Source organism: Kitasatospora sp. NPDC101801, assembly GCF_044766665.1.
Classification (GTDB): domain Bacteria; phylum Actinomycetota; class Actinomycetes; order Streptomycetales; family Streptomycetaceae; genus Kitasatospora.
In genome coordinates this window covers 24,813-40,581 of sequence record NZ_JBIWML010000026.1, presented here as the reverse complement: position 1 = coordinate 40,581, position 15,769 = coordinate 24,813, and the positions used below count along the sequence as shown (strand labels likewise).

Sequence of the window (15,769 nt, the reverse complement as noted above, 5' to 3'; positions counted from 1 at the left end):
CCGTCCACTATCCCTGACCGCACGACCGGGCCCGCGCCGGGGTCTGGCGCTCGCTGCGCAGCGTGTTGGCGGTGGCGACGGCGCGGAGGACGGCGGCGGCCTTGTTCCGGCACTCGGTGTCCTCGGAGTGCGGGTCGGAGTCGGCGACCACGCCCGCGCCGGCCTGGACGTAGGCGGTGCCGTCGCGGAGCAGGGCGGTGCGGATGGCGATCGCGGTGTCGGAGTCGCCGGCGAAGTCCAGGTAGCCGACGCAGCCGCCGTAGAGGCCGCGGCGGGTGGGTTCGAGCTCCTCGATGATCCGCATCGCGCGGGGCTTGGGGGCGCCCGAGAGGGTGCCGGCCGGGAAGCAGGCGGTCAGCACGTCGAAGGCCGAACGGCCCGCCGCCACCTGGCCGGTGACGGTGGAGACGATGTGCATCACGTGGCTGTAGCGCTCGACCGACATGAAGTCGACCACCTCGACGCTGCCGGGCTCGCAGACCCGGCCGAGGTCGTTGCGGCCGAGGTCGACCAGCATCAGGTGCTCGGCCCGCTCCTTGGGGTCGGCGAGCAGCTCGGCGGCCAGCTCGGCGTCCTCGTGCGGGGTGGCGCCCCGGTGCCGGGTGCCGGCGATCGGGTGCAGCATCGCCTGACCCTCCGTCACCTTGACCAGCGCCTCGGGGCTGGAGCCGACCACGTCGAAGCCGCCCTCGGCGGTGCCGTCCGGGCCGGGGAACCGGAACAGGTACATGTACGGGCTGGGGTTGGTGGTGCGCAGGACCCGGTAGACGTCCAACGCACTGGCCCGGCAGGGTGCTTCGAACCGCTGCGAGGGCACCACCTGGAACGCCTCGCCGGCCCGGATCCGCTCCTTCACCTCCTCGACCGCCGCCCGGTACGGGGCGCCGCCGAAGGGTGAGTGGGCGTCAACCGCCGTGGGGGTGAAGGTCGCCAGGCCCGGGTCGACCGGTCTGGCCAGGTCGGCCTGCATCCGGTCCAGCCGGGCGACGGCGTCGGCGTACGCCTCGTCCACGCCGCTGGCCAGGTCGTTGTGGTTGACCGCGTTGGCGATCAGCAGCACGGTGCCGTCGGCGTGGTCGAGCACGGCCAGGTCGGTGGCCAGCAGCATGGTCAGCTCGGGGAGCTTCAGGTCGTCCGGGGTGAGGTTCGGCAGCTTCTCCAGCCGGCGGACCACGTCGTACCCGAGGTAGCCGACCAGGCCGCCGGTGAGCGGCGGCAGCCCGTCGTCGGTGCGCCGGGGCGTGTGCAGGGCGTCCAGCGCGGCGCGCAGCACCTCCAGCGGGTCGCCGGTGGTGGGGATGCCGACCGGCGGGGCGCCGTGCCAGCGGGCGTTGCCGTCCGGGTCGGCGGTCAGGGTGGCGACGCTGTGCACGCCGACGAAGGAGTACCGGGACCAGTTGCCCTGCTCGGCCGACTCCAGCAGGAAGGTGCCCGGTCGCTCGTCGGCCAGGCTGCGGTACAGCCCGATGGGGGTGAGGCCGTCCGCGAGGAGCCGGCGGGTGACCGGGATGACCCGGGTGTCTACGGCGAGCTTGCGGAAGTCCTCAAGGTCCATCTGGCTTGGCACCGTTCGTCAGTTGGGGCGGGCAGGGACAGGTTAGCGAGCGAGCGGGAGCACGTCGGCGTCGAAGCAGGTCCGGTCGCCGGTGTGGCAGGCCGCGCCGACCTGGTCGACCTTGACCAGCAGGGTGTCGCCGTCACAGTCCAGCGCCACCTGCTTGACGTGCTGGAAGTGTCCTGAGGTGTCGCCCTTCACCCAGTACTCTCGGCGGCTGCGGCTCCAGTACGTGCAGCGGCCGGTGGTCAGGGTGCGGTGCAGCGCCTCGTCGTCCATCCAGCCGAGCATCAGCACCTCGCCGGTGTCGTACTGCTGGGCGACGGCCGGCAGCAGGCCGTCCTCGGTGCGCTTGAGCCGGGCGGCGATGTCCGGGGCGAGCGCGGTGCTGCCGGGGACGGCGGGATTGGTCGACATGGCGCCCATTGTGGCAGCTCAACCCCGCTCCCCCGGTACCGGCCGGGTCATCCCACCGGGCTCTCGCACCCCTGCGGCCAGACCACCTGTACGTAGAGCCCGGCCCGCTGGGCCGCCCGCACCACCTCGGCGGCGTGGCCCCCGGGGCGGCCGTCCCAGACCGCGATCAGCTCGTCCACCATCCCGACCAGGGCCCGGCAGGTGTCGTCGCCCAGTCCGCCCACCTCGACCGGGGCCAGCCGGTGCACCGCGTTCGCCCGGTTCATCAGCCGCTGCCTGCTCTGCCGGTCCTCGCCGGCGAACGCCCCGGCCCGGCCGGCCGTCGCCGACACGACCACCTCGACCTTGCCGCCGTGCTCCAGCACCGACTGGGCGAACCAGGTCTCGGGGCCCGTGGCGAGGCAGGTCACCCCGACCAGGTCGTAGCTGCCGAACGTGGTGACCAGTCGCCACAGCTCGCCCCGGACCAGCATCTCGCTCAGATCCGAGAGCCCCTCGTGCCCGACGATCCCAACTCGCATAACCAAAGACCCCAGTACCCGCTCAGGGCCGTGCCACGGCCAGCGTATACCCGGCCCGGGACCGGCTTCGCGGAGTGGCTGACGGGACGGGCCCGGACGGCCAGAATGGGCCCGGTCGGAACGAGGGGGTCGGGGATGAGACGGCGACGCGTGGTGGCCACGGCGGTGGTCCTGCTTCTGCTGGCGGCGGGCGCGGTGGTACTGCTCTGGCCCGGGCCGGACCGGGTGACCCCGGCACCGCCGCCGCCGACTTCGGCGGCGCCCTCTCCCTCGGCGTCGCCCTCGCCCTCGCCGAGCAAGGTGCTGCCGTACCTGTTCTTCCCGCCCGGGACGTGCCTGGACTACCAGCCGCTGAGCAAGACGGCCGCCCCGGCGGAGACCCGGCCCTGCGACCAGGTGCACGACGGCGAGGTGGTCGCCGACATCGTGCTGCCCGAGGGGCTGACCGCGGAGCCCGCGATCCAGCAGGCGATCACGGCCGCCTGCGAACCGCACCTGGTGGAGTGGGAGACCAGGCAGGGCGGCGGCGGCCCGTACTTCGGGCGCTACCTCGGACCCCGACTGGTGCACTACCAGGCCGGGTTCCGGGACGCGACCTGCGTCATGGCGGTCACCGACCGGCCGGGCGGACGGCGGCTGACGGGGCATCTGAAGGGGCTCGGGCCGAGCTAGTGCCGGGCTGCCCCGCCGCGTGGTTCGGTGCGTGCTCTCGGCGGGCCGGACGAAGGCCACGCGTAGCGGACCTGCTCGGGCCTTCGACCGGTACGGCCAGAGTGCGTGCCGAGCGGCGCGACGGGGCGAACCCTGCCGGGCCCGGCACTAGTTCGCGGCCGGGCCGGGCCGAGTAGGCTGGCCGCATGTCGAACTTCGCCCGGGCGGAACGCCAGCGGTTGACCGGACTCCTGCGCGCGGCCGGGCCGGAGGCGCCCACCCTCTGCACCGGGTGGACCACCCGTGACCTGGCCGCCCACCTGGTGCTGCGCGAGCGGCGGATGGACGCGGCGGCCGGGATCAGGATCGCCCCGCTGGCCGGGTGGACCGCCCGGGTCCAGGAGGGCTACCGGGCGCGCCCGTACGAGGAGTTGCTGCGGCTGTTCCGGACCGGGCCGTCCGCCTTCTCGCCGTTCTCGCTGCCCGGCGCGGACGAGGCGGCCAACGTGGTCGAGTACTTCGTGCACGCGGAGGACGTCCGGCGGGCCGGGGACGACTGGCGACCGGAGCCGCTCGGGCCCGAGCTGACCGAGGCGCTCTGGCGGCGGCTGCCGATGCTGGCCCGACTGGAGGCCGGCCGGAAGTCCCCGGCCCGGTTGGTGCTGCGGCGGCCGGACGGCCGGGCGGTGACGGTCACCCGGCGGACCGGGCCGACCGTCGAAGTGACCGGTGAGCCGGGCGAGTTGGTGCTGTTCGCGTTCGGCCGGGGCGAACGGGCGGAGGTCACGGCGGACGGGCCGCAGGAAGCGGTCGAGGCACTCCGGGTGGTACTGCCCTTCGAGTGACCGGGCGGACCGGACGCTGTAGGCAGGCGCTCTACTTTTTCCAGGCGCCCGAGCCCCTGGTGGTGCACCACGTGCGCCCGCGCGGCGGAGCCGCACCTCAGCAGGGCCCCGAGCCCCGGCGAGGGGTCAGCGGACAGGGTGGCCCGTGGTGCGGAGGGCTTCCTTGACCTGGCCGATGCGGAGGTCGCCGAAGTGGAAGACGCTCGCGGCCAGGACTGCGTCGGCGCCGGCGTCGACCGCGGGGGCGAAGTCGGCGAGACGGCCCGCGCCGCCGGAGGCGATCACCGGGACGGCGACGGTCTTGCGGACGGCGCGGATCAGGTCGAGGTCGTAGCCGTCCTTGGTGCCGTCCGCGTCCATCGAGTTGAGCAGGATCTCGCCCGCGCCCAACTCGGCCGCCCGGCCCGACCATTCGACCGCGTCCAGGCCCGTGCCGCGGCGACCGCCGTGGGTGGTGACCTCGAAGCCGGAGGCGGTCTCGGTGCCGGGCGGGCAGCGGCGGGCGTCGACCGAGAGGACCAGCACCTGGCGGCCGAACCGCCGGGCGATCTCCCGGATCAGCTCGGGGCGGGCGATCGCGGCGGTGTTGACGCCGACCTTGTCGGCGCCGGCCCGGAGCAGCTTGTCGACGTCCTCGACCGCCCGGATGCCGCCGCCGACGGTGAGCGGGATGAAGACCTGCTCGGCGGTGCGGCGCACCACGTCGTAGGTGGTCTCCCGGTCGCCGGAGGAGGCGGTGATGTCGAGGAAGGTCAACTCGTCGGCGCCCTCGGCGTCGTAGAGCTTGGCCATCTCGACCGGGTCGCCCGCGTCCCGCAGGTTCTGGAAGTTGACGCCCTTGACCACCCGTCCGTTGTCCACGTCCAGGCAGGGGATCACGCGTACGGCGAGGGTCATTGCGACAAACCTTCCAAGCTTCCGGCGAGCCCGGCGCGATAGGCGTCGAGCTCGATCTCGACCATCATCCGGGAGTCGATCAGGCCCTCCACCACGACCATGGTGGCGGCGGGCCGGGAATCGCCGAACAGGGCCTTGTGGGCGCGGCCGACCTCGTCGGCGTCCCGGACGTGGGTGATGTACATCCTGGTGCGGAACACGTCGTCCGCCGTCAGACCGTACGCGGCCAGGGCCTGCAGGCCGACGCCGAAGGCGGCGAGGGTCTGGTGGTACGGGTCGCCCTCGTGCTCGATCCGCCCGTCCACCCATGCGGTGGTGCCGGCCACGTGGACGTGGTCCCCGGCCGCCACGGCGCGTGAGTAGCCGAAGTCGTCCTCCCAGGGGGAGAATCCGGCGATCCTGCCACGTACGATCCGACGGTCCGTCACGACACGGCCTCCAGGGCCTCTTCGAGGGTGAACTTGCTCTCGTAGAGTGCCTTGCCCACGATCGCGCCCTCGACACCCTCACCGGTCAGGGTGGCGATCGCGCGCAGGTCGTCCAGCGAGGAGACGCCGCCGGAGGCGACCACGGGCCGGTCGGTGGCGGCGCAGACGTTGCGCAGCAGTTCCAGGTTGGGGCCGGTCAGGGTGCCGTCCCGGTTGACGTCGGTGACCACGTAGCGGGCGCAGCCCTCGGCGTCCAGGCGGGCCAGCACCTCGTAGAGGTCGCCGCCCTCGCTGGTCCAGCCGCGACCGCGCAGGGTGGTGCCGACCACGTCCAGGCCGACCGCGATCTTGTCGCCGTGCTCGGCGATCACCTTGGCGACCCACTCCGGCTGCTCCAGCGCGGCGGTGCCCAGGTTGACCCGGCGGCAGCCGGTGGCCAGCGCGGCGGCCAGCGAGGCGTCGTCCCTGATGCCGCCGGAGAGCTCGACCTTGAGGGTCATCTGCTCGCTCAGCTCGCGGATGATCTCGCGGTTGTCACCGGTGCCGAACGCGGCGTCCAGGTCCACCAGATGCAGCCACTCGGCGCCCGCGCTCTGCCAGGCCAGGGCGGCCGCCAGCGGCGTGCCGAAGGAGGTCTCGGTGCCGGATGCGCCCTTGACCAGGCGGACGGCCTGGCCGTTGCGGATGTCGACGGCGGGCAGGAGTTCGAGGCGGCTCATCGTGCAACTTTCCTGGTACGGAGGGGAGTTGTCAGAGGGTCTGGACCCAGTTGGTCAGCAGCGCGGCACCCGCGTCGCCGGACTTCTCCGGGTGGAACTGGGTGGCCCAGAGCGGGCCGTTCTCCACCGCGGCGACGAACGGCTGCCCGTGGGTGGCCCAACTGACCAGGGGCGCCCGGATGTTCTGGTTGGTGACCTCGAGCTCCCAGCGCCGCACCCCGTAGGAGTGCACGAAGTAGAACCGGGTCTCCGGGTCGAGCCCGGCGAACAGCCGGCTGCCCTCGGGGACGTCCACGGTGTTCCAGCCCATGTGCGGGACGATCGGCGCGTCCAGCGGCTCGACCGTGCCGGGCCACTCGTCGCAGCCGGCCGTCTCGACGCCGTGCTCGACGCCCTTCTCGAACAGGATCTGCATCCCGACGCAGATCCCCAGCACCGGGCGGCCACCGGCCAGTCGGCGGCCGATGATCTGCTCGCCGCGCACCGCCCTGAGACCGCGCATGCAGGCCTCGAAGGCGCCGACGCCGGGCACCAGCAGGCCGTCGGCGTCCAGCGCGGTCTGGAAGTCGGAGGTGACGGTGACGTTCGCACCGGTGCGCTCGACCGCGCGCTGGGCCGAGCGGAGGTTGCCCGAGCCGTAGTCGAGGACGACAACGTTCTTGGCCATCAGGGGAGTTCCTTCTTCAGAGGCGCATCAGGCCGGAGGCGAGGCAGAGCACGGCACCGATCGCGAGCACCGCGATCACACTCTTGGACTGCTTCTGCTTCCAGAACGAGAACACGCCGCCGGACAGGAAGAGCCCGGCGATGATCAGCAGCGTGGCGGTGTTGCTCACAGTGCACCCTTGGTCGAGGGAAGGATGCCGGCCGCGCGCGGGTCGCGCTCGGCGGCATAACGGAGTGCCCGGGCCAGCGCCTTGAACTGGCACTCCACGATGTGGTGGGCGTTTCGACCGTACGGTACGTGCACGTGCAGGGCGACGGCGGCCTGGGCCACGAAGGACTCCAGGATGTGCCGGGTCATCGTGGTGTCGTAGCTGCCGATCATCGGCGCCATGTTCTCCGGCTCGGTGTGCACCAGGTACGGGCGGCCGGAGAGGTCGACGGTGACCTGGGCGAGCGACTCGTCCAGCGGCACCGTGCAGTTGCCGAAGCGGTAGATGCCGACCTTGTCGCCGAGCGCCTGCCGGAAGGCGGCACCGAGCGCGAGGGCGGTGTCCTCGATGGTGTGGTGGGTGTCGATGTGCAGGTCGCCCTCGGTCTTGACGGTGAGGTCGAAGAGACCGTGGCGGCCCAGCTGGTCGAGCATGTGGTCGTAGAACCCGACGCCCGTGGAGATGTCGGTCTTGCCGGTGCCGTCGAGGTCGATCTCGACCAGGACCGAGGTCTCCTTGGTGGTGCGCTCAACGCGGCCGATGCGGGACATGAGGGTCAAAGCTCCTTGCTGACAAGACGGACGGCGTCCAGGAAGGCGTCGTTCTCGGCGGGGGTGCCGGCCGTGACGCGCAGCCACCCGGGTACGCCGTTGTCCCGGACCAGGACGCCCTGGTCGAGGATCGCCTGCCACACCGCGTGGGTGTCGGCGAAGCGGCCGAACTGGACGAAGTTGGAGTCGGAGTCGGTGACTTCGAGGCCGAGCCCGCGCAGCGCGTCGACCAGCCGGTCCCGCTCGGCCTTGAGCCGCTCGACGTAGCCGAGCAGCGTGTCGGTGTACTCCAGGCAGGCCAGCGCGGTCGCCTGGGTGACCGCCGACAGGTGGTACGGCAGCCGGACCAGCTGCACCGCGTCCACCACGGCGGCGTCGGCCGCCAGGTAGCCGAGCCGCAGCCCGGCGGCGCCGAACGCCTTGGACATGGTGCGGCTGACCACCAGGTTGGGGCGGCCCGCCAGCATCGGCAGCAGCGAGTCGCGGTGCGAGAACTCGACGTACGCCTCGTCCACGATCACCAGGCTCGGCCCGGCGGCCTGCGCGGCCTCGTACAGCGCGAGCACCACCTCGGCCGCGACGGCGGTGCCGGTCGGGTTGTTCGGCGAGCAGACGAAGACCACGTTCGGCCTCTGCTCGGCGATCACCGCCCTGGCCGCCTCCAGGTCGACGGTGAAGTCCTCGTTGCGCGGACCGGAGATCCAGTTCGTGCCGGTGCCCCGGGAGATCAGCGCGTGCATCGAGTACGAGGGCTCGAAGCCGAGCGCGCTGCGGCCGGGGCCGCCGAAGGTCTGCAGCAGCTGCTGGAGGATCTCGTTGGAGCCGTTGGCGGCCCAGACCTGATCCTGCGTCACCGGGTGCCCCGTGGTCCTGGTCAGGTAGGCCGCGAGCTCGGTGCGCAGCTCGACCGCGTCCCGGTCGGGGTAGCGGTTGAGGTTGCGGGCCGCCTCGGCCACCCGTTCGGCGATCCGGGCCACCAGCGGCTCGGGCAGCGGGTACGGGTTCTCGTTCGTGTTCAGCTGGACGGGCACGTCCAACTGCGGGGCGCCGTACGGGGACTGGCCGCGCAGCTCGTCCCGGATCGGCAGATCGTCGATGGTCGTCATGCGCCCGGAACCGTCCACTCGAACCGTGCCTTGACCGCGTCGCCGTGACCGGGCAGGTCCTCGGCGTTCGCCAGGTTGACCACGTGCGCGGCCACGTCGGCCAGCGCCTCGCGGGTGTACTCCACCACGTGGATGCCGCGCAGGAAGGACTGCACCGACAGACCGGACGAGTGGCAGGCACAACCTCCGGTCGGCAGTACGTGGTTGGAGCCGGCCGCGTAGTCCCCGAGCGAGACCGGGGCGTACGCGCCGATGAAGATCGCGCCCGCGTTGCGGACCTTGGCGGCGACCGCGCGGGCGTCCCTGGTCTGGATCTCCAGGTGCTCGGCGGCGTAGGCGTTCACCACCGCGAGGCCCTGCTCGACGTCGTCCACCAGCACGATGCCGGACTGCTTGCCGGTCAGCGCCTCGGTGACCCGCTCGCGGTGCTTGGTCCGGGCGACCTGCTCGACCAGCTCGGCCTCGACCGCCTCGGCCAGCGCGACCGAGTCGGTGACCAGCACCGAGGCGGCCATCGGGTCGTGCTCGGCCTGGCTGATCAGGTCGGCGGCCACCTCACGGGCGGACGCCGTGTCGTCGGCGAGCACCGCGATCTCGGTCGGACCGGCCTCGGCGTCGATCCCGATCCGGCCCTTGAGCAGGCGCTTGGCGGCGGCCACGTAGATGTTGCCCGGGCCGGTCACCAGGTTGACCGGGGCGCACTCCTCGGTGCCGTACGCGAACATCGCGACCGCCTGGGCCCCGCCCACGGCGTACACCTCGGTGACGCCGAGCAGGGCGCAGGCCGCCAGGATGGTCGGGTGCACGCTTCCGCCGAAGTCCCTCTGCGGCGGCGAGGTGACCGCGATGCCGGGCACGCCGGCCTCCTGCGCGGGCACCACGTTCATCACCACGGAGGACGGGTAGACCGCCAGGCCGCCCGGCACGTAGAGGCCGACCCGGTCGACCGGCACCCAGCGCTCGGCCACCGTGCCGCCGGGCACCACCTGGGTGATGTGGTCGGTACGGCGCTGCTCGCGGTGGACCAGCCGGGCGCGGCGAATCGACTCCTCCAGCGCGGCGCGCACCTTCGGGTCGAGGGTCTCCAGCGCGGCGGTGATCGCCTGCTCCGGGACCCGGGTGCTCTCCAGCGTCACGCCGTCGAACCGCTCGGTGATCTCGATCAGCGCCGCGACCCCGCGATGGCGTACGTCCTCGCAGATCGGCCGCACCTTCTCCAGGGCGGCTTCCACGTCGAACTCGGCACGGGGCAGCACGTCGCGAAGGTCCACGGAGGAACCGCGCAGGTCAATTCGAGAGATCACATCGCCCAGTGTAGGGAGTGGCCGGAACCCGAGGCCCCGCATTTCAGTCCGTGATACGAAAGGCGAGACAGTTCAAGATCTTGGGGGAGGCAGCGGTGCAGCAGCCGCCGGACGGCTGGACGCCGGTCGAGCAGGGGCTCTGGGAGGCGTTCCGCCAGGGCGAGGTGTACGACCTGCGCAGCTGGGACAGCAGCGTGGACCAGGTGAGCGGCCCGCACGACTGGCCCGCCGAGCGGTTCGTCCGGGCCGAGGTGCTGGCCACCCTGCTGCTCAACGGCCCCGACCCGGCGCCGGGCAAGGTCGCCGCGCTCAAGCTCAGCGGCGCCTACGTGACCGGCGCGCTACTGCTGGCCGGGGCCAGGATCGACCACTACATCGAGCTGCACGACTGCCGGTTCGAGAAGAAGATCCTGATGTCCGAGGCGCAGGCCGGCACCGTCCGGATGATCCGCTGCTGGATACCCCGGCTGGAGGCGTCCAGGCTGGCCACCGACGGTGACCTGCACCTGGCCCGGTGCGTGCTGCCGTTCGGGATGCGGCTCACCGACGCCAAGATCGGCACCGACCTGCTGCTCAACCAGGCCACCATCGGCGGCGACCGGTACGGCCGGGCGCTGGCCGCCGACGGGCTGACGGTGCAGCAGGACTGCGAGGCCGAACGGATCGACGTGCACGGCGAGCTGAGCCTGCGCACCGGCCGGATCGGCGGCCGGTTCTCGCTCCGCGGCGCCCGGCTGAAGGCCGCCGCCCCGGACCGGTACTGCCTCAACCTGGCGCACATCTCGGTCGGCAACACCATGTACCTGGGCGGCTCGCTGGACGGCGGCTGGGCCGGCTCGCACACCATCTACGGCGACGGCTACGGCGCCCCGATCCCGCCCGGCTCCCCCAGCACCCCGCTGCGGGCGTACGGCGGGGTCCGGCTGGTGGACGGGCGGTTCGAGAACGCGCTGCTGATCACCCACGCCGAGTTCCACCTGGCGGAGGGCCAGGAGCTCTCGCTGCGCCGGATCCAGACCCCCGAGCTCCGCTTCACCTGCCACACCCCGCCCACCGGCAAGGTCTCGCTCTCCCGGGCCAGGATCGGCAATCTGGTGGACAACCCGGCCAGCTGGCCGATGGACGGCCACGTCCGGATGACCGGCTTCACCTACGAGTCGCTCCGGCCCGACCGGCCGTTCAGCGTCCGCCAGCGGATCGCCTGGTTGGAGAGCGCCCTCGGCGAGTACCAGCCGGAGCCGTACGAGCAGCTGGCCACGGCGCTCCGCCGGGACGGCCGGGACGAGGACGCCCGCGAGGTGCTGTACGCCAAGCACCAGCGCCGGCGCTCCACGCTGCCGCTGCCCGGCCGGCTCTGGGGCCTGGTCCAGGACGCCGCCGTCGGGTACGGCTACCGCCCCGGGCGGGCCGCGCTCTGGCTGGTGCTGGCCTGGGCGATCGGCGCGCTGTACTTCTCCGAGCACGAGCCGGCCCCGCTGAAGGCGGACGAGCGGCCCACCTGGAACGCGCCGCTGTACGCCCTGAGCAAGGTCCTCCCGGTGGTGAACCTGGGCCCGGACGGCTGGAACCCGGACCGCACCGGCCAGTTCGTGGTGGCGGGCCTGGTGCTCTCCGGCTGGGTGCTCGCCACCACGGTGGTGGCGGGCGCGACCCGGATGCTCCAGCGCGGCTGAGCCGGGGCTCCGCCGCCCGGGCGTTCCGGCTGACGGGTAATCGGAACAGCGGTGGCCGTTGCTGAACTACGCTGTGCGCCGTGACTGAACGGCTCCCGATCTTCCCCCTCAACACGGTCCTGTATCCGGGCCTGGTGCTGCCGCTGCACGTCTTCGAGGAGAGGTACCGGCGGCTGGTGGGCGACCTGATGGCCCAGCCGGAGGACCGGCCCCGCCGGTTCGGGGTGCTGGCGATCAAGGACGGACGGGAGGTCGCGCCGGTCCGGGAGAACGAGGAGCCGGCCGGCCCGCTGGACGGACTCGGGACGGTGACCGGCGATCCGCTGGAGGCGCTGCACCACATCGGGTGCGTGGCCGACGTGGCCTCGGTGCAGGAGCAGCCGGACGGGCAGTACGAGCTGCTGGTGACCGGGACCACCCGGTTCCGGCTGCGCTCGGTCGACGTGACGGGGCCCTACCTGGTCGGCGAGGCCGAGCCGATCGAGGAGCAGACCGGCGAGGGCGCGGGCGCGCTGGCCGCCGGGGTCGAACGGGCCTTCCGGGCGTACCAGAAGCGGCTGGCCGGGGCCCGCGAGGTGAGCCTGACCGGGCAGCACGAGCTGCCGGACGATCCGCAGGTGCTGTCCTACCTGGTCGCCGCCGCCGCGATCCTGCCCACCCCGGTGAAGCAGTCGCTGCTGGCCTGCCCCGACACCGCGCAGCGGCTGACCACCGAGCTGGAGCTGCTCCGGCGGGAGAGCGCGGTGCTCGCCTGGCTCCCCTCGCTGCCCGGGGTGGAGCTGACCCGGCAGTCCTTCAGCCCGAACTGACGGAGGCTCGGCCCGATGGCCAAGAAGCAGCAGCGCGGTGGCGGCACCCCCGCGACGGTGGCCCTGGAGACGGCCGGGGTGGCCTTCACCGTGCACGCGTACCAGCACGATCCCGCCGCCGCCTCGTACGGCGGGGAGGCGGCCGAGCTGCTCGGCGTCCCGGCGGAGCGGGTGTTCAAGACCCTGGTCGCCGAGGTGGACGGAAAGCTGACGGTCGGCGTGGTCCCGGTCTCCGGGCAGCTCGACCTCAAGGCACTGGCCCAAGCGGTCGGCGGCAAACGGGCGACGATGGCCGACCCGGCGGCGGCCGAACGCAGCAGCGGCTACGTCCTAGGCGGCATCTCCCCACTCGGGCAGCGGCGACCGCTACGGACCGTCGTCGACGAGACGGCGCTCGCGCATCCGACGGTGTACGTCTCGGCCGGCCGCCGCGGCCTGGAGGTCGAACTGGCCCCGGCCGCCCTGGTCGCCCTGACCTCCGCAGCGGTCGCACCGATCGGTCGCTGACCGCCGCCCCGGGGTATCCACGGTCAGGGGCTCGGGGCTGCGCTCCAGGCAGGCGCTCAGCGGTCAACTACCCAGGGGCTCGGGGAACTGCGAGGAGATCTGGCGTTCGGGTCACTGCGAAAGTCCCTGACCACCTACGCAACGATCACCTTGCAAGGGCCGGCGTCGCAGTTCCCCGAGCCCCTGACCGTAGATGCCGAGCCACCTGTAAAAGGCCGGCTTCGCCCGCGCGGCGGAGCCGCCCATCAGCACAGTCCCGAGCCCCTGCTGGTGCACCACGTGCCGAAAGGTCGGCGTCGGTGCCTAGGCCTGTGGCTGCTGCCATTGGGGGCCGGCCCAGTAGGGCGGGGGGTCCTGTTCGCGTTTGCCGAAGGCGGCGGAGAGGGCGAGGAGGGTGACCATGGCGGCCATCGGCCAGACGAGCAGGGCGCCGTGGGCGCCCAGTTCGAGGGCGGCGCTGAACTCGACGCCCTGGCCGGCCTTCTTGGCGTTGGCGATCACGTCCGAATCGGGGCCGAGCCGGGTGCCGAGCTGCCAGGCCAGGGCGGAACCGGCCAGCCCGCCGAGCGCCAGGCCGGCCGCGACGGCGATGCCGCCGCCCCGGCGGCGGGTGAGCAGGAAGGCGGCCAGCGCGCAGAGGACACCTGCGGCCAGCGCGATCAGGGCGAAGGTGCCGTCCGCGCCGGCCCGCTGCTCGCCCTCGGGGTCGACGTACCGGATCGCGTCACTGCCGGCCACCAGCATCACCCGGGGTGCCAGCCAGAGCCAGAGCAGGCCGGCCGGCGCCCCGACCGCCACCCCGGCCAGGGTGGTGAGTGCGCCGATCCGCAGCTCGGGCCCGAGCGGGCGCCGTTCGCGGGCGGGCATCGGCGGCGGCAGGTACGGGTCCGGCTGCGCGGGGTACGCCGGGACGGAGTCCCGGGGCGGCTCGGCGGCGGAATCCGCAGGAGTGTTCGGTACGGTCACCGGGCCATCGTTTCACGACTGGCGCGTTCGAGGTCGAACACCGGGGGTCTCAGCGGGTGGCGGCCCGGCGGTAGGCCCAGGTCGCGACGGTCAGCGAGACCAGGCCGACCGCGCCGCAGACCGCCAGGTCACCGAGGACCGCGGCCCAGTCCGGCGCGGTGGCGAAGCTCTCGGCGAAGGCCTCGACCCCGTAGGTCGAGGGCAGCAGGTCGCGCAGCAGCCGGACGAAGCCGGGCAGCTGGGCCACCGGCAGCACGCCGAGCAGCAGCGCGGCCGACATGCCGAGCTGGCCGAGCAGGGTGGCGATCTCCTGACGGGGCGCCAGCAGTCCGCAGGCCGCGCCGAGGCCGGCCAGCGCCGCGCCCGCGAGCGGGACGACCGCGAGCAGCACCCAGAGGTGGCCGAACGGGAGCGCGAACATCCAGGCCCCGACCCCGGCGGTGACCAGCGCTCCGGGCACGGTGAAGGAGGCGTACGCGGCGGCGGCGCCGAGCACCACCGCGGCCGGGCGGACCGGCAGCGTCGCGTAGTGGTCCAGGCCGCCGGTGGCGCGCAGCCGGCCGAAGTACTGGGCCAGCAGGTTGAGGGCCACGAAGGCGACCACCAGCACACTGGAGCCGGCCACCACCGAACGGGCGGCCGGGACGTCCCCCGGGTCCACCACGCCGCGCATCATCAGCAGAATGCCGAGCGACTGGAAGGTCGCCACGAACAGCAGCGGGATCCGGGCCACCTTGGCCCGGGCCAGCTGCGCCCGGTAGACGGCGGCCAGCGAGGGCAGCAGCCGGGCGGCCGGGGCGAGCGGCGCGGCGGTGTCCTCGGCCGGAGCGGTGAGCGCCCAGGGCGCGTCGAGCACGGTCACCGGGGCGGCCTTCCGAGAGGAGTGGTCCAGGAACAGAACCGACAGGGGCTCACTTCGCCAGCCCCTCGTGCCGGCCGCCGAGCTTGAGGTACGCGTCCTCCAGGCTCGGGGTGGCCAGGGTGAAGTCGTCCAGGGCCGCGAAGGCCGGTCCGGTGGTGACGGCGGCGACCAGTTCGCGGGCCTCGTCGGGGGTGGTGCGGACGGTCCAGCGGCGGCCGGAGCGGACCGCCCGTTCGGCCAGCCGGGCCACCGCCGGGACGTCGAGCGGGGCCTCGGTGCGCCAGACCAGGTCGAGCCGGACGTCGCCGTCGACCAGGGCCTTGAGGCCGCCGGGGGTGTCGCAGGCGATGATCCGGCCCTCGTCCACCACCGCGACCCGGTCGAGCACGGTCTCCGCCTCGATCACGTTGTGGGTGACCAGCAGCACGGTGGTGCCGTGCTCGGCCCGGCGCCGGTCCAGCGCGGACCAGACCGCCCGGCGGGCCACCGGGTCCATCCCGCTGGTGGGTTCGTCCAGGACCAGCAGCGGCCGCTCCCCCACCAGCACGGCGGCGAAGCAGGCCAGCCGGCGCTGCCCGCCGGAGAGCTTGGCGAGCGGGCGGCCGGCGATCGCGGTCAGGCCGAGTTCGGTGAGCACGTCGGCGCTCGCGCTCCGGGCCCCGGCCCGGGTCAGGCCGCGTAGCCGTCCGGTGGTCTCGGCCGCCAGCGCGACGGTGAGCTCGTCCAGCGCGGTCGACTCCTGGCCCAGGTAGCCGAGCAGCCGGGCGGCCCGCTCGGGGTGCCGGACGATGTCGTGGCCGAGGATGTCGATCGAGCCCCGGTCCGGCCGGAGCAGCCCGGTGAGCTGGCGGACCAGGGTGGACTTGCCCGCGCCGTTGGGTCCGAGCAGGCCGAAGACCTCGCCGCGTCGGATGTCCAGCGCGATGCCGTCGTTGGCCCGGATCTCGCCGTCCTTGCTGCGGTAGGTCTTGGCCAGGTCTCGTACGGTGCAGCACTGCCCGGCAGGCTGGGGGCCCGGACCGCCGAGGTCGCCCTGCGGCGTGGGCCGTGCTGCCCGCCGGTCGGTGTCGCTCACGGTCGAAG

General features: G+C 73.2%; 19 protein-coding genes. 5 read left to right on the top strand and 14 right to left on the bottom strand.

What is annotated here, in order from left to right:
- Positions 1-7 precede the first annotated feature (7 nt).
- From ACIRPK_RS24890 to ACIRPK_RS24880, 3 genes are read right to left on the bottom strand one after another with little or no spacing between them, the layout of a single operon-like run.
- Positions 8-1,555, bottom strand: a complete 1,548-nt coding sequence (locus ACIRPK_RS24890) for an anthranilate synthase component I (RefSeq protein WP_403041802.1) — start codon at positions 1,553-1,555, stop codon at positions 8-10.
- 42 nt (positions 1,556-1,597) lie between these two features.
- Positions 1,598-1,981: a phosphoribosyl-AMP cyclohydrolase gene (hisI, locus tag ACIRPK_RS24885; protein WP_403041800.1), complete on the bottom strand. Its 384-nt coding sequence runs from the start codon at positions 1,979-1,981 to the stop codon at positions 1,598-1,600.
- A 38-nt stretch (positions 1,982-2,019) separates the two neighbouring features.
- Positions 2,020-2,493 carry a hypothetical protein gene (locus ACIRPK_RS24880; RefSeq protein WP_403041797.1) on the bottom strand — a complete coding sequence of 158 codons (474 nt, stop codon included), beginning with the start codon at positions 2,491-2,493 and terminating at the stop codon, positions 2,020-2,022.
- 135 nt (positions 2,494-2,628) lie between these two features.
- On the opposite strand from ACIRPK_RS24880, the gene ACIRPK_RS24875 reads away from it, so the two are divergent.
- On the top strand, positions 2,629-3,165 hold the full coding sequence (locus ACIRPK_RS24875; protein WP_403041795.1) for a hypothetical protein: 537 nt from the start codon (positions 2,629-2,631) through the stop codon (positions 3,163-3,165).
- 185 nt (positions 3,166-3,350) lie between these two features.
- The gene (locus tag ACIRPK_RS24870) at positions 3,351-3,989 is read left to right on the top strand and encodes a TIGR03085 family metal-binding protein (protein WP_403041792.1); all 639 of its coding nucleotides are present in this window, start codon (positions 3,351-3,353) and stop codon (positions 3,987-3,989) included.
- A gap of 126 nt (positions 3,990-4,115) precedes the next feature.
- Here the strand turns inward: ACIRPK_RS24870 and hisF are convergent, their stop codons facing one another.
- The 8 genes from hisF to hisD are packed head-to-tail and all read right to left on the bottom strand — an operon-like array spanning position 4,116 to position 9,869.
- Positions 4,116-4,886 carry an imidazole glycerol phosphate synthase subunit HisF gene (hisF, locus tag ACIRPK_RS24865; protein WP_403041790.1) on the bottom strand — a complete coding sequence of 257 codons (771 nt, stop codon included), beginning with the start codon at positions 4,884-4,886 and terminating at the stop codon, positions 4,116-4,118.
- Positions 4,883-5,314, bottom strand: coding sequence for a RidA family protein (locus tag ACIRPK_RS24860; protein ID WP_403041789.1), 432 nt, complete (start codon positions 5,312-5,314; stop codon positions 4,883-4,885). The genes hisF and ACIRPK_RS24860 overlap by 4 nt, the downstream gene beginning before the upstream one ends.
- Complete coding sequence (priA, locus tag ACIRPK_RS24855; protein ID WP_403041786.1) at positions 5,311-6,033, bottom strand: bifunctional 1-(5-phosphoribosyl)-5-((5-phosphoribosylamino)methylideneamino)imidazole-4-carboxamide isomerase/phosphoribosylanthranilate isomerase PriA; 723 nt, start codon at positions 6,031-6,033, stop codon at positions 5,311-5,313. Before priA ends, ACIRPK_RS24860 begins: the two co-directional genes overlap by 4 nt.
- Positions 6,034-6,064: 31 nt before the next feature.
- Positions 6,065-6,700, bottom strand: coding sequence for an imidazole glycerol phosphate synthase subunit HisH (hisH, locus tag ACIRPK_RS24850; RefSeq protein ID WP_403041783.1), 636 nt, complete (start codon positions 6,698-6,700; stop codon positions 6,065-6,067).
- Between the two features lie 16 nt (positions 6,701-6,716).
- The gene (locus tag ACIRPK_RS24845) at positions 6,717-6,869 is read right to left on the bottom strand and encodes a hypothetical protein (protein ID WP_403041781.1); all 153 of its coding nucleotides are present in this window, start codon (positions 6,867-6,869) and stop codon (positions 6,717-6,719) included.
- On the bottom strand, positions 6,866-7,459 hold the full coding sequence (gene hisB / locus ACIRPK_RS24840; RefSeq protein ID WP_184920902.1) for an imidazoleglycerol-phosphate dehydratase HisB: 594 nt from the start codon (positions 7,457-7,459) through the stop codon (positions 6,866-6,868). Before hisB ends, ACIRPK_RS24845 begins: the two co-directional genes overlap by 4 nt.
- Before the next feature lie 5 nt (positions 7,460-7,464).
- A complete protein-coding gene (locus tag ACIRPK_RS24835) occupies positions 7,465-8,565 on the bottom strand; it encodes a histidinol-phosphate transaminase (protein WP_403041778.1) in 1,101 nt (366 codons plus the stop codon).
- Positions 8,562-9,869: a histidinol dehydrogenase gene (gene hisD, locus ACIRPK_RS24830; protein ID WP_403041776.1), complete on the bottom strand. Its 1,308-nt coding sequence runs from the start codon at positions 9,867-9,869 to the stop codon at positions 8,562-8,564. The genes ACIRPK_RS24835 and hisD overlap by 4 nt, the downstream gene beginning before the upstream one ends.
- 95 nt (positions 9,870-9,964) lie before the next feature.
- Here hisD and ACIRPK_RS24825 point away from each other — a divergent pair, with 95 nt between their 5' ends.
- The 3 genes from ACIRPK_RS24825 to ybaK all read left to right on the top strand — a co-directional run bounded on the left by ACIRPK_RS24825 (position 9,965) and on the right by ybaK (position 12,858).
- Positions 9,965-11,542: an oxidoreductase gene (locus tag ACIRPK_RS24825; protein WP_403041773.1), complete on the top strand. Its 1,578-nt coding sequence runs from the start codon at positions 9,965-9,967 to the stop codon at positions 11,540-11,542.
- An 80-nt stretch (positions 11,543-11,622) separates the two neighbouring features.
- A complete protein-coding gene (locus ACIRPK_RS24820; RefSeq protein WP_403041771.1) occupies positions 11,623-12,351 on the top strand; it encodes an LON peptidase substrate-binding domain-containing protein in 729 nt (242 codons plus the stop codon).
- 15 nt (positions 12,352-12,366) lie between these two features.
- Positions 12,367-12,858, top strand: a complete 492-nt coding sequence (ybaK, locus tag ACIRPK_RS24815) for a Cys-tRNA(Pro) deacylase (protein ID WP_403041769.1) — start codon at positions 12,367-12,369, stop codon at positions 12,856-12,858.
- Positions 12,859-13,161: 303 nt separating this feature from the next.
- Here ybaK and ACIRPK_RS24810 read toward each other — a convergent pair whose 3' ends face one another.
- From ACIRPK_RS24810 to ACIRPK_RS24800, 3 genes are read right to left on the bottom strand one after another with little or no spacing between them, the layout of a single operon-like run.
- Positions 13,162-13,824 (bottom strand): hypothetical protein, encoded by a 663-nt coding sequence (locus tag ACIRPK_RS24810; RefSeq protein ID WP_403041767.1) that lies wholly within the window; start codon positions 13,822-13,824, stop codon positions 13,162-13,164.
- Positions 13,825-13,873: 49 nt separating this feature from the next.
- On the bottom strand, positions 13,874-14,686 hold the full coding sequence (locus ACIRPK_RS24805; protein ID WP_403041766.1) for an ABC transporter permease: 813 nt from the start codon (positions 14,684-14,686) through the stop codon (positions 13,874-13,876).
- A gap of 49 nt (positions 14,687-14,735) precedes the next feature.
- A complete protein-coding gene (locus ACIRPK_RS24800) occupies positions 14,736-15,662 on the bottom strand; it encodes an ABC transporter ATP-binding protein (RefSeq protein WP_403041900.1) in 927 nt (308 codons plus the stop codon).
- Positions 15,663-15,769 lie beyond the last annotated feature (107 nt).